This is a genomic window from Pseudomonas abietaniphila, assembly GCF_900100795.1.
Lineage (GTDB): Bacteria > Pseudomonadota > Gammaproteobacteria > Pseudomonadales > Pseudomonadaceae > Aquipseudomonas > Aquipseudomonas abietaniphila.
On sequence record NZ_FNCO01000009.1, the window covers coordinates 1 to 14,001 of the forward strand.

The 14,001-nt window shown below is 61.3% G+C and carries 12 protein-coding genes; 8 read left to right on the forward strand and 4 right to left on the reverse strand.

The window, feature by feature from the left end; genetic code table 11:
• Window positions 1-264: 264 nt before the first annotated feature.
• Genes BLS87_RS17660 through BLS87_RS17670 form a run of 3 tightly spaced genes read left to right on the forward strand, consistent with a single transcriptional unit; the run spans window position 265 to window position 2,680 of the window.
• Window positions 265-978 carry an ABC transporter ATP-binding protein gene (locus tag BLS87_RS17660; RefSeq protein ID WP_244165856.1) on the forward strand — a complete coding sequence of 238 codons (714 nt, stop codon included), beginning with the start codon at window positions 265-267 and terminating at the stop codon, window positions 976-978.
• Complete coding sequence (locus tag BLS87_RS17665; RefSeq protein ID WP_074753969.1) at window positions 975-1,775, forward strand: ABC transporter permease; 801 nt, start codon at window positions 975-977, stop codon at window positions 1,773-1,775. The genes BLS87_RS17660 and BLS87_RS17665 overlap by 4 nt, the downstream gene beginning before the upstream one ends.
• Window positions 1,772-2,680 (forward strand): LysR family transcriptional regulator, encoded by a 909-nt coding sequence (locus BLS87_RS17670; RefSeq protein WP_074753971.1) that lies wholly within the window; start codon window positions 1,772-1,774, stop codon window positions 2,678-2,680. Before BLS87_RS17665 ends, BLS87_RS17670 begins: the two co-directional genes overlap by 4 nt.
• On the opposite strand, the gene BLS87_RS17675 is transcribed toward BLS87_RS17670, so the two are convergent.
• Both BLS87_RS17675 and tcuC read right to left on the reverse strand, forming a co-directional pair.
• On the reverse strand, window positions 2,666-3,442 hold the full coding sequence (locus BLS87_RS17675) for a substrate-binding domain-containing protein (RefSeq protein ID WP_074753973.1): 777 nt from the start codon (window positions 3,440-3,442) through the stop codon (window positions 2,666-2,668). The genes BLS87_RS17670 and BLS87_RS17675 overlap by 15 nt on opposite strands.
• A gap of 28 nt (window positions 3,443-3,470) precedes the next feature.
• Window positions 3,471-4,772 carry an MFS transporter gene (gene tcuC, locus BLS87_RS17680; protein WP_074753975.1) on the reverse strand — a complete coding sequence of 434 codons (1,302 nt, stop codon included), beginning with the start codon at window positions 4,770-4,772 and terminating at the stop codon, window positions 3,471-3,473.
• Between the two features lie 220 nt (window positions 4,773-4,992).
• Here tcuC and BLS87_RS17685 point away from each other — a divergent pair, with 220 nt between their 5' ends.
• Window positions 4,993-7,347, forward strand: a complete 2,355-nt coding sequence (locus BLS87_RS17685; protein WP_074753977.1) for a bifunctional diguanylate cyclase/phosphodiesterase — start codon at window positions 4,993-4,995, stop codon at window positions 7,345-7,347.
• A complete protein-coding gene (locus BLS87_RS17690) occupies window positions 7,335-8,225 on the forward strand; it encodes a phosphate/phosphite/phosphonate ABC transporter substrate-binding protein (protein WP_074753979.1) in 891 nt (296 codons plus the stop codon). Before BLS87_RS17685 ends, BLS87_RS17690 begins: the two co-directional genes overlap by 13 nt.
• Before the next feature lie 12 nt (window positions 8,226-8,237).
• Here the strand turns inward: BLS87_RS17690 and mug are convergent, their stop codons facing one another.
• Together mug and BLS87_RS17700 are read right to left on the reverse strand one after the other, a co-directional pair.
• Window positions 8,238-8,762 (reverse strand): G/U mismatch-specific DNA glycosylase, encoded by a 525-nt coding sequence (mug, locus tag BLS87_RS17695; protein WP_074753981.1) that lies wholly within the window; start codon window positions 8,760-8,762, stop codon window positions 8,238-8,240.
• Window positions 8,763-8,799: 37 nt separating this feature from the next.
• Window positions 8,800-9,423: a TetR/AcrR family transcriptional regulator gene (locus BLS87_RS17700; protein WP_074753983.1), complete on the reverse strand. Its 624-nt coding sequence runs from the start codon at window positions 9,421-9,423 to the stop codon at window positions 8,800-8,802.
• 311 nt (window positions 9,424-9,734) lie between these two features.
• Between BLS87_RS17700 and BLS87_RS17705 the strand changes: the two genes are divergently transcribed.
• The 3 genes from BLS87_RS17705 to BLS87_RS17715 are packed head-to-tail and all read left to right on the forward strand — an operon-like array spanning window position 9,735 to window position 13,877.
• Window positions 9,735-10,874, forward strand: a complete 1,140-nt coding sequence (locus tag BLS87_RS17705; protein WP_074753985.1) for an HlyD family secretion protein — start codon at window positions 9,735-9,737, stop codon at window positions 10,872-10,874.
• Window positions 10,871-12,370 (forward strand): MFS transporter, encoded by a 1,500-nt coding sequence (locus tag BLS87_RS17710; protein ID WP_074753987.1) that lies wholly within the window; start codon window positions 10,871-10,873, stop codon window positions 12,368-12,370. Before BLS87_RS17705 ends, BLS87_RS17710 begins: the two co-directional genes overlap by 4 nt.
• Window positions 12,371-12,389: 19 nt before the next feature.
• Entirely contained in the window at window positions 12,390-13,877 is a 1,488-nt protein-coding gene (locus tag BLS87_RS17715; protein ID WP_074753989.1) for an efflux transporter outer membrane subunit, read from the forward strand.
• Window positions 13,878-14,001 lie beyond the last annotated feature (124 nt).

The following is a 14,001-nucleotide window of genomic DNA, read 5'->3' on the forward strand; positions in this document are numbered from 1 at the left end:
CAGGAGGTTACGACGGTGGCGAATGCGGTCTATCACCCGCCAGAAGTGTGTTGACTGTACCGGCCTCTTCGCGGCCCTCGTAACCTCGGACTGCTACTACAGGTATCGCGGTTTTATCAGAATCTACGGCGGACGCATGACCTTTGGGAGCGAGCTTGGTCTAGGCGGCATTCCGACGAATGCGGAGGTTCATGCATCTTGGATGCCTGGTATTGCAAAGTGGGCAATAATGCACGGCGTTTCATCCCGCCCAAAGGAACGACCGTGCCGCCGAATGTGCCATCGCCCCCTCCATCGCCCGAGCCCTTGCTTGAAGTCAGGCGGTTGACTCGTCTGGACCAGAGCGGTGCCAATCAGCTTCTCAAACCCACCGACTTCACCTTGATGCCCGGCGCACAAGTCGCGCTCACCGGCGCGTCGGGATCGGGCAAAAGTGTGTTCCTGCGCACGCTGGCCTTGCTCGATGCACCCTCCAGCGGTGAACTGCTGTGGCAGCGCTCGCCGCTCTCCAATGACAGCATTCCCGCGTACCGCACGTGCGTGTCTTACCTGTCGCAACGCCCCGCGTTGATCGAAGGCACGGTGCTCGACAACCTGCAGTTTCCCTTTACCCTGAAAAGCTTGCGGGGCCGCAGGTTCAACCTGGAACGAGCAACCGATCTGCTCGCGCAGGCCGGTAAGGACGCCTCGTTTCTGAGCAAGTCAGGCGCGGACCTTTCGGGCGGCGAAGCGCAGATCGTCGCATTGGTGCGCACGCTGCAACTGGCGCCGCAGGTGATGCTGTTCGATGAACCCACCTCGGCGCTCGACCCGCAATCGGCGGCAGCGGTGGAATCACTGGTGCTGCACTGGTTCAACGCAGGCGCCGGCTCGCGCGCTTATGTCTGGATTTCCCACGACCCCGAGCAAGCCCGACGCATGGGCACCCGGCGCTTGACGATGAACAATGGCGTGCTGGGCGCAGGAGACGCAGCATGAATTACGAGAATCTGTCGGCCACCGACCTGTCCATCGCCGCCGCGCTGATCCTCATAAACGGTGCGTTGTCGCTGATGTTGAAGCTCGGGCTGGAGCGCCAATTGTTGTGGGCTTCGGTGCGTACCATCGTGCAATTGCTGGCAGTCGGTTACCTGCTCGGCTGGGTGTTCGCCCATGCCGACTGGTACGTGGTGCTGCCTCTGATTTGCCTGATGACGCTGGTCGCCGGCTTCTCTGCAGCCAGTCGGGGCAAGCGCACATACGCCGGGCAGTTGATCGACAGCGTGGTGTCGGTCTGGAGCAGCTCATGGCTGGTCGCGGCCATCGGGTTGTTCGTGATCATCCGCATCCGACCCTGGTACGAGCCTCAATACGCGATCCCGATTCTCGGCATGATCCTGGGCAACACGCTGACGGCGGTGTCGCTGGGCATGGAGCGCATGACCCAGGAATTGATGTCGGGCCGCAACACCATCGAAATGATCCTGGCTCTCGGCGGCACCCGCTGGGAAGCGGCACAATCGGCCGCCCGGCAAGCGGTTCGCGCGGGCATGATGCCCACGCTGAACCAGATGACCGTGGTCGGCATCGTCAGCCTGCCCGGCATGATGACCGGTCAGGTGCTGGCGGGCGAAAACCCCGAAAGCGCCGTCCGCTATCAGATCATGATCATGTTCCTGATTGCCGCGGGCTCGGCGCTGGGCACGGTCTGCGCGGTCCTGCTAACCTTCAGGCGGTTGTTCTCGGCGGATCACCGTTTCATGGTTCACCGACTGGTTGCGAGGCGTCATGCATGAGTATCAATTTTGACCTCAATGACCTGCAGGCTTTTCGGGCGGTGGTTGAAAACGGCAGCTTCCGCAAAGCCGCCGACGCGATCAGGATCACCCAGCCGGCGCTGAGTCGACGTATCGAAAAGCTCGAATCAGCGCTCAACGTCAAACTGTTCGAGCGCACGACTCGCAAGGTCAGCCTCACCACGGTCGGGCTGGCTTTTCTGCCGCAGGTCGAGCGCATGCTCGATGACCTGGACATCGCGCTGATGAGCATCAGTGAGGTTGCGTCCACGCGCATGGGGCATGTGACCATCGCCTGCGTACCCTCCGCTGCCTACTACTTCATGCCGCAAGTGATCAGCGCGTTTCACCGGTTGTACCCCAGGATCAAGGTCAGGGTGCTCGATGCCAGCGCCAACGAGGTCAACAGTGCCGTGGCCTTGGGCGAAGCGGATTTCGGCGTGAGTTTCAGCGGCACGCTGGCGTCGGAAGTCGATTTCGAATTGCTGCTGCAGGAACGCTACGTGGTCGCCTGCCGACGCGACCATCCCCTGGCCGAGCGTGAACAGGTCAGTTGGGAAGAGATGTACGAATATGACTACATCAGCCTGGACAAGACCTCAGGCAACCGAATGGTGCTGGATCAGGCGCTGCTGCGCTCGCCTGCCAAAAAGCCCAGCATCTGTGAAACGCGGCATGTGACCACCATGATCGGTCTGGTCGAAGCCGGGCTGGGGGTCGCGGCGGTGCCCTCCATCGCGATGCCGGCAGCGGGTCACCCGATTCTGGTGAGCGTCCCGCTGATCGAGCCCGAAGTGCTGCGCAACGTCGGGCTGATCAAACGCCGCGGGCGTACCTTGACACCCGCGGCCATCGAGCTGGAACAACTGGTCAGGCAGATGCCCGCTCGCTCAGCGGGGCACTGAGTCCAGGCCCGTGGACTGCACTTGAGCCTGCGCCTTGGCTGACGACAGATATTCGAGCAACGCTTTTGCCTGCTGCGGATGTTCTGCATTTCGCGGGATGCCGGCGGCGAAACGTGTCACGGACTGGACATTCTCCGGAATTTTGCCGACGAAGGTCACACCCGGTACGGGCAACAGTTCGGCGACCTGTTGAAAGCCCAGTTCGTAATCCCCCTTGGCCACCACCGACGCCACCGGAATACGCTCGATCATCTTGCCCTTCGGCCCGACCTGATCCTGAACACCCAGTTTTTTGAACAGCTCATTCTCGATGTACACGCCACTGGCGCTGTCGGAGTACGCCACGGACCTGGCTTTGAGCAGCACGTCCTTGAGCTCGGCATCGGTGGTGATGGCCGGTTTGGCGGCACCCTGTTTGACCACCATTCCGATGCGCGAATCAGCAAGCTCAACGCGCGAGGCGGGATCGACCTTGCCCTGCTTGATGAGCTCATCCAGCGCATAACCCACCATGATCACCACGTCGGCATGCTCGCCACGCGCCAACCGGTTGGGAATGGCCTCCGGCGCCTTGCCCATCGATGGACCGAGGACAGTCTCCAGCGTGTCGCCGCTGGCGGCCGCGTATTGCGGGCCCAGCAATTTATAAGCGGCAGTGAAGCCCCCGGACGTCATGACGGTGAGCTCTTCGGCCTGGGCAAAGGAGCTCGCCAGCAGCGAACCAAGGCTCAGCGCAGCCACAACATTGAACAAAGCTTTCATATCAAATCCTTTTACTTCAGACAGTGGGTCAGACAGCCAACTGAGGGCGAGCGGAGAGGTTCCGGTACAGCATCAACGTTGCACCCAGGGCGCAGGCGGCGGCGAACGTCATCCAGTAAGCGGGCGCGGCCTTATCGCCGGTGAGGTGAATCAGCCAGGTCGAAATGGCGGGCGTGAAGCCTCCGAAAACGGCGGTTGCCAGGCTGTACGCCAGCGAGAAGCCCGCGACACGCACCTCCACCGGCATGATTTCGGTGAGCGCAGGAATCATTGCGCCGTTGTACAGCCCATACAGGCAGGAAAACCACAGCAACACTTCGAGCATGTGACCAAAGCTGGGTGCCTGGGCCAGGAACGACAAGGCAGGATAGGCCGTGACGATGGTCAACACGGTCATGGCAATCAGCAGCGGCTTGCGGCCGAAACGATCACTCAAGGCCCCGCCGATGGGCAGCCAGATGAAGTTCGACACGCCCACCAACAAGGTCACCAGCAACGCATCAGCCGTGCTCAGATTCAGTACGGTTTTGCCAAAGGTCGGCGCATACACCGTGATCAGGTAGAACGCAGTGGTGGTCATCGCGACCATCAGCATGCCGGCCACGACCACGCGCCAGTTCTGCAACAGCGTGGCGATGACTTCCTTCATCGTGGGCCGGTGGGTGCGGGTAGCAAATTCTTCGGTTTCCTGAAGGCTGCGGCGCAGCACAAAAATGAACGGGATGATCAGGCATCCGATGGCGAAGGGAATCCTCCATCCCCAATCCGCGACGACGGCAGGCGCCATCCATTGATTCAACGCAAACCCCAGCCCGGCCGCTACCACGATTGCCACTTGCTGGCTGCCGGACTGCCAACTGGTGTAGAAGCCCTTGCGTCCGGGCGTGGCCATTTCGGCCAGGTACACCGACACACCACCCAACTCCGCACCGGCGGAAAAGCCTTGCAGCAGGCGACCCACCAACACCAGCGCCGGTGCCCATAAGCCGATACTCGAATAACCCGGCACCAGCACGATGAGCAACGTCCCGCTGGCCATGATGGACAGGGTGACGATCAACCCCTTGCGGCGCCCGACGTCATCAATGTAAGCCCCAAGGATCACCGCGCCCAAAGGACGCATCAGGAACCCGGCACCGAACACGGCAAACGTCATCATCAACGATGCGAATTCACTGGACGCGGGAAAGAACGCTGAGGCGATCTGAGTGGCGTAGAAGCCGAAGAGAAAGAAGTCGAACTGTTCGAGGAAGTTGCCCGAGGTGACGCGAAAGACGGCACCGGCTTTGGACGTGGCGGACGTCGCCCGCGGATGGGGGGAGCCATGCATGATTGTTCTCCAGCGATCTTGTTAATGAGCCTTTCGGCGCTTTATGACCGGGAGTTTGATCGACACACTTTGAAACGATAAGTGCTATGTTTTCATCGATTGATGCACAGAACTTATCAGTGGAAACCGCCTGCGCGAGAAAAGGACGGGCACAGGATCGTCACGAACCCGCAACAAACTAGTAGTATTCTGCCATCATCTCGCGGCAGGAATATAAGCAGTGATCCGCCGATCTTTCTCTTCCCTCAGCTTTCTGCAGTGGCTGCTCATGACGTTGTGCGCCGCGACGCTGGTGTTTCTGTGGGCGTTGTATTTCCAGCAGAAAGCCACCTCGCACCGCGAAGCCCTGGCCGCCAAATCCGCCGAACACCTGAACCTGGCCACCATCGCTGCAGAGAACCTGCGCCAACTGGTTGACCGAGCCCAAGCCATCGGCCGCGTCACCCGAGGCGACATAGAAGACCTCGGCCAGCGTCATCGCGGGCTGGTGCGCATGCTCGCCGAAGACCCGGTCTTCAAACGCATGAGCCTGTACGGCAGCGATGGCGAACTGGTGTCCGCCAGCCACCTTGATGAGCCTCATCAGTTGCCGGCTGCATGGCTCAAACAATTGCAGCAGCACATCGAGTATTACGGCTTCAAGGCCCTGCTGCCGGGATCGTTGCCGTCGACAGGCAACGTGTTGTCACCTAACTGGCGGCTGCCGTTCCTGCTGCCGCTGGTCAATTCGTCAACCGGCAAGATGGACAGCGTGCTGGTGGTGCAACTGGACGTCGGATATCTCGCGGGGCTGTTCGAGCACATCGACCTGGGCCAGAGCGGCATGATGCGCTTGCTCGACAACGGCGGCCAGGAACGCCTGCGCATCAGTAACAGCGGCGTGATGGTGTCCGGCGCCTTGATGTCGCCCGAACTGCCCGCCAGCGGCGACGTCACCGGCATGCTCATCCAGCACACAGTGAACGGCGGTTATCAGAGCATGTACCTGCGGGTGCCACAGCGGGGCTTCAGCGTGGTGGTCAGCCAGAGCACCGACGAAATCCTGGCCTCCTCCCGACTCACCTACCAGCGCCAACTGTGGCTGAACCTGTGCATGACGCTGCTGATCCTCGGCACCCTGTTCTGGACACTGCGCGTACTGCGCAAACGCCAGGAAGCGTTCAATGCGCTGGAGCTGGCGCAGCAGGTCAATCAGCAGTTGATCGATCGCCTGGAAGACGAACATCGTCGCAGCAGCCATGCCGCCGCCACCGATCACCTCAGCGGGCTGCACAACCGCCGTCAGTTCCTCGAGGTGGCGGCACGCACCCTCTCCAGGCAACGTGGCAAACGACGCCTGATGGCGATCCTGTTCATTGACATGGACCGCTTCAAATCAATCAACGACTCGCTGGGCCATAAGGTCGGCGACATGTTGCTGCAAGCGGTTGCCGGCCGTATCAGCCGGATGCTCGAACAGGATGACGAAGCAGCGCGTTTTGGCGGCGACGAGTTTGTCGTCCTGCTGGCCGGAGAACGCACCGAAGAACAGATCGACGCCTGGGTCAGGTCTCTGGTACAGAAATTGTCAGCGATCTATTCCCTGGGCGATCACGAAGTCACCACCAGCCCGAGCGTCGGTGTAAGCATCTGTCCTCGTGACGGCCAGGACGTCGAGGACCTGATTCGCAGCGCCGACGCCGCCATGTATTCGGCCAAGCGCGCCGGCCGCGGGCAGTTCCGTTTTTTCGACCCGTCTCTGAACGTGGCCGATGTCGAGGAATTCATCCTCGAACAGGCCTTCGGCAACGCCTTGAACGAGCGTCAGTTCGTGCTGCATTACCAGCCACAAATCCGCCTCGATTCAATGCAGGTGGACGGCTACGAAGCGCTCGTGCGCTGGCAACACCCTGAGTTCGGCCTGCTGTACCCGGACCGGTTCATTTCCTTGGCCGAGCGCAGTGGTTTCATCATCGAGCTGGGCTGGGAAGTGCTGCGCCGCGCCTGCGAAACCCTGGAACTCTGGCTGTCACAAGGCCGGGAATTGCGCCTGGCGGTCAACGTCTCGGCGATGCAGCTTCACCAGGCCGATTTCAGTGACCGGGTGCTGGGCAAACTGGCGCGCCATGGCATTGCCCCGCACTGGATGGAGCTGGAGATCACCGAAACCACATTGCTCGATCAGGAAGGTCAGGCCATCGAGCACTTGCACCGCCTGCGCGAGGCCGGGATGAACATCAGCCTCGACGACTTCGGCAAGGGCTACGCAGGTTTCGCGCACCTGCAATCCCTGCCGCTGACCAAGCTGAAAATCGACCGCACGCTGATCGCGCCTTTGTCCAACAGCCCTGACGACAGCCCGATCGTCTCCTCGACCATCATTCTGGCCAAACGCCTGGGCCTGCAGGTGGTCGCCGAGGGTGTCGAGACCCGTGAACAAGTGGTGTGCCTGAAGCTTGCAGGCTGCGATGTCGCGCAGGGCTATCACTTCAGCCGCCCGTTATCGGCCGAACAACTGCGCGACTATCCCCCGTTTGCCCAGACAACCCTGATCGATGCGCCTTCCATGGATGCGGAACCCACATGCGTGCAGTGAAACGCCTCACCCTGATGCTAAGCGTCATGCTGCTCAACGCTTTACTGCTGGCGGACAACGCCCAGGCACAATGCACGCAGCAGAGCCTGCGTATCGCGGTCATTCCCAAGAAGAGCATGGACGAGCTGCTCAAGGAGCAGAAACCGCTGATCGATCGGCTCAGCCGCGCGACCGGTATTGCAGTGGAAATCGTCCCGTCGTCCTCCTACGAGAGCGTGGTCGATGCCATTGTGTCGGGTGGTGTCGACATCGCATGGCTCGGCCCCGCCTCGTACCTGCTTGCGTATCAACGCGATCCACGCATCGAGCCGTTCGCCAGCCTGACCATCAGCCGCGGCTATTTCACGCCCGCCGGGCATGACTACCAGGCACTGCTGCTGGTGCGCCGCGAGGTCGCCAGCGACGTTCAGGCGCTTCGTGGCAAACGGGTTGTGCTGACCGACCCGGCCAGCACATCGGGCAACATCATTCCCAACGCCGAGTTCTCGGAAACGGTCGGCATGCCATTGGCGCGCTTTTTTGGCTCGATTGCCTATTCCGGCTCCCACGACAAATCGCTGGATGCGTTGCTGGCGGGCAAAGCGGATGCCGCGTTTGTGTCCAGCGTGCGCGCCGATGAGTACCTGAAACGGGGCTTGATCGACCGCAACACCTTCAATGTCCTCTGGCGCTCCTCGCCGATCTACTACGACCCCTTCGTCTTCAGCGGCACACTCTGCGGCGCGCTGAAAGAACGTATTCGCACGGCGATGCTGAGCGATCAGGCTGGACTGGCGACCTTCCTCGAATCGCAGGAGGCGACAGGCATCGTCCCCGTCAGCCACGCCGAGTACGCACCTTTGCTGCGCTCGATGCAGGCGACGCCCGCGTTGAACTGATCACGGCAGACATCAGCAATCGTGGTCGCCCAGTTCGGCGGCCAGCCGCAACTCACGGTAAGCGTGCACCAATTGCTCGAGGGAAAACGCAAGGTTCCTGCCACTCGGGTTGGGCAGCACCCACACCGCTGCATCACCAAAGCGCCTCGCCTGCCGGCCCCAATTCACGTGCTTTTGGCCAGACAGCGCCGCGTAAGCGGTTTTTCCGAGGAAGGCGACAAACCGTGGCGCAGAGCGCGCAATTTTTTCTTCGAACGTAGCGGCGGCTGCCTCGAACTCAAGCAGTGATAACTGATCGGCACGCGCGGTGGGCCGATCCACCACGGCGGTCAAGCCGCACCGGTAATCCAGAATCGTTCGATCGTCTTCCGGACGCACTTCCCCCGGCGTGAAACCGGCCAGGTGAAGCGTGCGCCAGAACCGGTTGCCTCTGCCCGCAAAGTGATGCCCTTGAGCCGCTGCGAGCAGGCCTGGATTGATGCCGCAGAAAATCACGGCGAGGTCTTTCGCGACAATGTCTTCCAGTGATTCAGCCACGCGAACCTCCCTAACCTGGCCGACGCACCGCAATCGCTCATCCACAGATCACGTTGACCGCATTACGCGCCAGTGCGGTGAGGTCATCCCGGGACTTCCCGGCCCTGGCGCGAATTGAAATGCTGTGCAGCATCGCCGAGGCCAGTACCGCCAGTGCGGCGGGATCAACATCCGGGCTCAATTCGCCCGCGTCGACAGCGGTGCGCAGTCGCACTTCGAGCTCAGCATCGAGCCTGCCAAGGCGGTCGGCCAGCACCTCGCGAATCGCGGCATCTTCGACCGCCTCAGCGGTGGCCGTGCCAATCGCGAAGCACCCACGGGGCAAGCCATCGCCTGAGTAATAGATTGACAACTGCCCTTCGTAAAAACGCATCAACGCTTCGGGCAACGTCAAGTCCGGGTGGGTCAGCGCCTCGTGCATGTCGGCCGCAGCGAAGTCCCAGTATTGCTCCAGCGCCTTGATGTACAGCGCATGCTTGTCGCCGAACGCCGCGTACAGGCTCGGGCGGTTCATGCCCGCCGCCGAGGCGATGCTGTCCAGCGAGGATCCCGAATAGCCCGTGTTCCAGAACACCCCAAGCGCCTGTTGCAGGGCCACGTCGGGGTCATACGCACGAGGACGGCCGCGGCCTTTTCCTCCTCCATCTTTATTTTGTGCCATGTCGTATAAAATCCTTGAGTCTCATCGGATGTGGCTATATTCTTACATCATCGCACAAAATTCAGAAACCATAAATTTCTGAGTCCAGAGTTTGTTTGGCCCAACCCGAACCCAGCGTTGCGGCGACGAAACAGGTGCGGTGGAGCAACCCTCCCTACCGCACGCGCTTATGGCTTTGTTGTGAGAGAGGTTGGCTGGAATCGCGTCTTTGCCAGTGCCACCGGGTGTGAGTCCTCACAGCAATCAATGACAACAGGGCCGCCAGCAACAGCGCTGCCGTCCGACTTCCCGGTTAACAGGTGAATTCGATCATGACTCAACCGTTCGATAACTCAGCGATGCAATCTTCCGAACACCCAGGCCCCGGCGCAATCGCAAAACCTGCGCGCAAGCCCTTCAGAGAAAAAGCGCGACCGTGGCTCATGATCGGCGTCCCGCTGATCGTGGCCGTTGCCGGCATCGCTCACTACACCGCCCGCGCGCCGTTCGTTTCGACCGACAACGCCTACGCCCGCATCGCCAAGACCGCGATCAACGCCCGGGTTTCCGGACAGGTCGTGGAAATCTCGGTTGAAGACAACCAGTGGGTTCGCAAGGGCCAGATGCTCTATCGCATCAACCCAGAGCCGTTCCAGATCGCCGTGGATCGTGCAGACGCCCAACTGAGCGTTGCGCGCTTGCGCATCGACAGCCTCAAGGCCAGCTACCGTCAGCAACAGGCCGAGCTGCAATCGGCCAAAGAGCAGGCGGATTTCGACCAGAAGGAATTTGCCCGCAAAAAGGCCCTGGTCGCGACCGAGTTTGTCTCGCGCGCCATCTTTGAGCGTGCGGACACCGATCTGAAGGTATCCCGCCAACGCATCGCGTCCATCGAGCAACAGATCGCCAACACCGTCGTTGCGTTGAACGGCAATCCAAACGTGGATATCGACAGCCATCCGAGCGTTCGTGAAGCCAGGACGCAACTCGACGAGGCGAAACTCTACCTCTCTTACGCCACGGTCTATGCGCCGGAAGACGGCATCGTGGCCAAGGTGGACGACCTGCAGGTCGGCAACTTCGTCAGCAACGGCACGCCGGCGTTCGCTTTGCTGTCCGACAAACACGTCTGGATCGAAGCCAACTTCCGCGAAACCGAAGTGACCCACATGCGGCCCGGTCAGGCAGCCGACGTCCGTATCGACACCTACCCGGGCAAAGTCTTCAAGGCCCACGTGATCAGCATGAGTCCGGGTGCGGGGTCGGACTTCGCCCTTCTGCCGCCGGAAAACGCAACCGGCAACTGGGTCAAGGTGGTTCAGCGGGTTCCGGTTCGCCTCGAGCTCGACGAGATCGACCATCAGCACCCGTTGTATTCAGGCATCAGCGCCACGGTCAACGTCGACACCGGTGTCAGCAGCCCATGGTGGATGCCATTCAAAACCTTGTTGACCGCGGGTAACCACTCATGAACGCGGGTGCTGCAGGAACACCTGCGGCAGGCGCCTTGCGCACCTTGAGGTACGCAGCGCTGCTCGCGACCTACGTTCAATCGGTCAACGTTTCGATCCCCAATGCGGTGTTGCGCTTCATTCAGGCGAGCACCTCGATGGCGGACGATCAGGCTGGCTGGATCTTCACGTCGTATCTGGCCGCCTCGGCGATCTCCATGCCGGTGGCGTCGTGGCTGGCCGCGCGTTTCGGGGTGAAAACGATGTATCAGGCCGCGCTGATCCTGTTCATCGTCGGGCTGTGGATCGCCACCTGCACCACCACGCCACTGGAATTCATGGGTGCGCGCATCATTCAGGGCGTTGCAGCCGGGATCATCGCGCCACTGTCGTTAAGCATCGCGCTGGACACCTTGCCGCCCGCGCAGCGACCCACGTTCGGCGTGCCATATGGCGCGGCGGTGTTACTGGGCATCGTCAGCGGGCCGGCCATCGGCGGGCTTATCGCGGAGTACCACGGCTGGCACACGGTGTTCTATAGCAGCATCCCGGTGGCCGCCGTGATCGTTGGGGTGGCGCAGTGTTCGCTGGAAAGAAAGAAGGCGCCGACGACCCCTCCGTTCGATTTTTTCGGCTACGGCACCTTCACCGTCGGGATGATCATGCTTCAGGTGCTGCTTGACCGCGGCGAGCGCATGGAGTGGTTCGAGTCCCGCGAGATCTGGATCGAAGCCATGACCTCGACGCTGGCCTTTTATCTGTTCTTCACGCATGTGCTGACCGCCAAAACGCATTTCCTGGGCAAGCACCTGTTCAAGGACCGCAACTACGTACTCTCGACGATCCTGTTTTTCGCCTTCGGCTTCGTGCTGTTGCCGACGCTGGCACTGACATCGCCCATGCTCGATGAGATCCTCGGCTACCCACCGATCACCACCGGCGGCATGACCATTCCACGCGGTGTCGGACTGGTCGGCACGTTCCTGTTGATGACGCGGATGCCCCCGCTCATCGACAACCGCCTGGTCATCGCCAGCGGCGTGGCCGTGGTGATCTATGCCAACTGGCTGATGTTGGGCTACTCGCCGCTGATGGACTGGACGCCGGTCGCCGTCGCCGGGTTCGTGCAGGGCGTCGGCATGGGCATGTTGATGCCGTCGATTACCAAAATGGCGTTCAGCACGCTCAGCCCGACATTTCGCCCGGAAGGCACGGGGTTGTTCAACCTGGCCCGGGTGTACGGGAGCACGCTCGGCATTGCGATCGTGCAAGCCTGTTTCTACAACAACACCCAAGCGATGCACCTGGCGCTCGCCAGTCACCTGACGCCCTATCGCAGCGCCGTACATTCCGTGACGGCGTCGACACCCCTGCAAGCTGTTGGGGCGCTCAACGAAATGATCACGGGCCAGGCGGCCTTCATCGCGGTGGTCGACCAGTTCAAGATTTTGATGCTGGCGATGGTCGTGGTGATTCCGCTGGTTGTGTTTCTTCGCAAGCCCGGTCCGGCCAACTAATGTTCGTGGAGTCTGCCCAATGATCCTCACTGCCTTTGCTGCCAACAGACCACCTTTCACCCTCAAGATCGGTGCCCTGTCCGTCTTCATGTTGCTCTGCGCCTGCACCGTCGGCCCTGACTTCCAGTCACCCGCGCCTGCCACCTCGCAACACTACGATCAACAAGCCGAACAACGCCTGGGCAAGAACGGCGACACCGTCGGTGAACAACGCATCGAGCTGGGCCAGGCCGTCAACGGCAACTGGTGGACGGCCTTCAAGTCGCCGACGCTCGATCAGGTCGTGCGCCGCGCCATCGACGGCAACCTTGAGCTGGTCGCCGCCGACGCCACGATTCGCCAGGCGGCCTCGTCTGTCGCGGCGGCTGAAGGCGCGCTGTATCCGCAAGTGGACTTCGCCGCGTCAGGCGGCCGTCAAAAGACCCACAACGCCCCGCAAACGTCGGTCGATAACGCGTATGCCATCGGCCCTCGGGTCAGCTTCGACCTGGACGCCTTTGGCGGTAACAAGCGTCGCGTCGAACAACAGGCCGCTTTCGCCGAACTGCAGAAGCATCGTTACGAAGCGGCGTACCTGACACTGACCGGCGACGTGACCAGTCAGGCGATCCTGATCGCCTCTGCCAATGCCCAGATGACCGCCGTTCAGAACCTGCTCGCCAACGACGAGAAGAACCTGAAGCTCGTGCGCTTGGCGCACGCCAGCGGCAGTACCACGCAGATCGACGTGTCGCTCGCTGAAACGCGGCTGGCTCAAGACAAGACCTTGCTGCCGCCACTGGCCCAGCAACGTGACGCCGCCCGTCATGCATTGGCGATCCTGACCGGCAAAGGCCCGGGTGACTGGACGCCTCCAGCGTTCGAGTTTGCCGAGTTCGTCTTGCCCGCCAGCGTCCCTGTCAGTCTGCCTTCGGAAACCGCGCGCAATCGCCCTGATGTACGGCAGGCAGAATCCGAGTTGCACATGGCAAGCGCCGAAGTCGGTATCGCCACCGCCAATCTGTACCCCCATGTCGAACTGTCCGCCGCACTGACACAGTCGGCTTCGGGCAATGGCGGTGCTGCCCTTTGGGGTCTGGCGGCGGGCTTGACGGCACCGATCTTCAATGGCGGCACACTGCAAGCCGAGCGTCAGGCGGCCGTTGATGGCTACAAAGCCACGCTGGCCGGTTATCAGCAGACCGTCATCACCTCGTTTGGCCAGGTCGCCGACACCTTGCAGGCGATCAACCATGACGCCGAACAATTCCAGGCTCAGAACGACGCGTTGCGTTCCGCACAAACCAGCTTGCAACTCAACCAGCAGGCTTATGCGCAAGGCGAAAACAGCCTCCTGCAGGTGCTCGAAGCCGAGCGTGCCTACGAACAGGCGTTACTGGGTCAGATCCGCGTGAAGACAGCGCAATACCTCGACACCGTGCGGCTGTTCGTCGCCCTGGGTGGAAATTCAGTGGGAGTCTTCGACCCACGCGCTGACCGTCGCGAAACGGCAACCGCTGCGAACTGAACGCGTGTGACCGGGCACGTTTCCCAGACCGGAAACGTGCCCTTCAGCGCGATCGATGCGCCCCGTCAGCAGCTAACCTTGCACCTTTGATTTGCCATCGAACGCTTCCTGCGCTCCTGACTTT

What these genes read in the sequence shown, in the direction of transcription:
- BLS87_RS17705 (WP_074753985.1), top strand. Translation starts at nt 9,735, where the DNA reads ATGACTCAACCGTTCGATAACTCAGCGATGCAATCTTCCGAACACCCA.
- tcuC (WP_074753975.1), bottom strand. Translation starts at nt 4,772, where the DNA reads ATGCATGGCTCCCCCCATCCGCGGGCGACGTCCGCCACGTCCAAAGCC.
- BLS87_RS17715 (WP_074753989.1), top strand. Translation starts at nt 12,390, where the DNA reads ATGATCCTCACTGCCTTTGCTGCCAACAGACCACCTTTCACCCTCAAG.
- BLS87_RS17690 (WP_074753979.1), top strand. Translation starts at nt 7,335, where the DNA reads ATGCGTGCAGTGAAACGCCTCACCCTGATGCTAAGCGTCATGCTGCTC.
- BLS87_RS17675 (WP_074753973.1), bottom strand. Translation starts at nt 3,442, where the DNA reads ATGAAAGCTTTGTTCAATGTTGTGGCTGCGCTGAGCCTTGGTTCGCTG.
- BLS87_RS17710 (WP_074753987.1), top strand. Translation starts at nt 10,871, where the DNA reads ATGAACGCGGGTGCTGCAGGAACACCTGCGGCAGGCGCCTTGCGCACC.
- BLS87_RS17670 (WP_074753971.1), top strand. Translation starts at nt 1,772, where the DNA reads ATGAGTATCAATTTTGACCTCAATGACCTGCAGGCTTTTCGGGCGGTG.
- BLS87_RS17700 (WP_074753983.1), bottom strand. Translation starts at nt 9,423, where the DNA reads ATGGCACAAAATAAAGATGGAGGAGGAAAAGGCCGCGGCCGTCCTCGT.
- BLS87_RS17665 (WP_074753969.1), top strand. Translation starts at nt 975, where the DNA reads ATGAATTACGAGAATCTGTCGGCCACCGACCTGTCCATCGCCGCCGCG.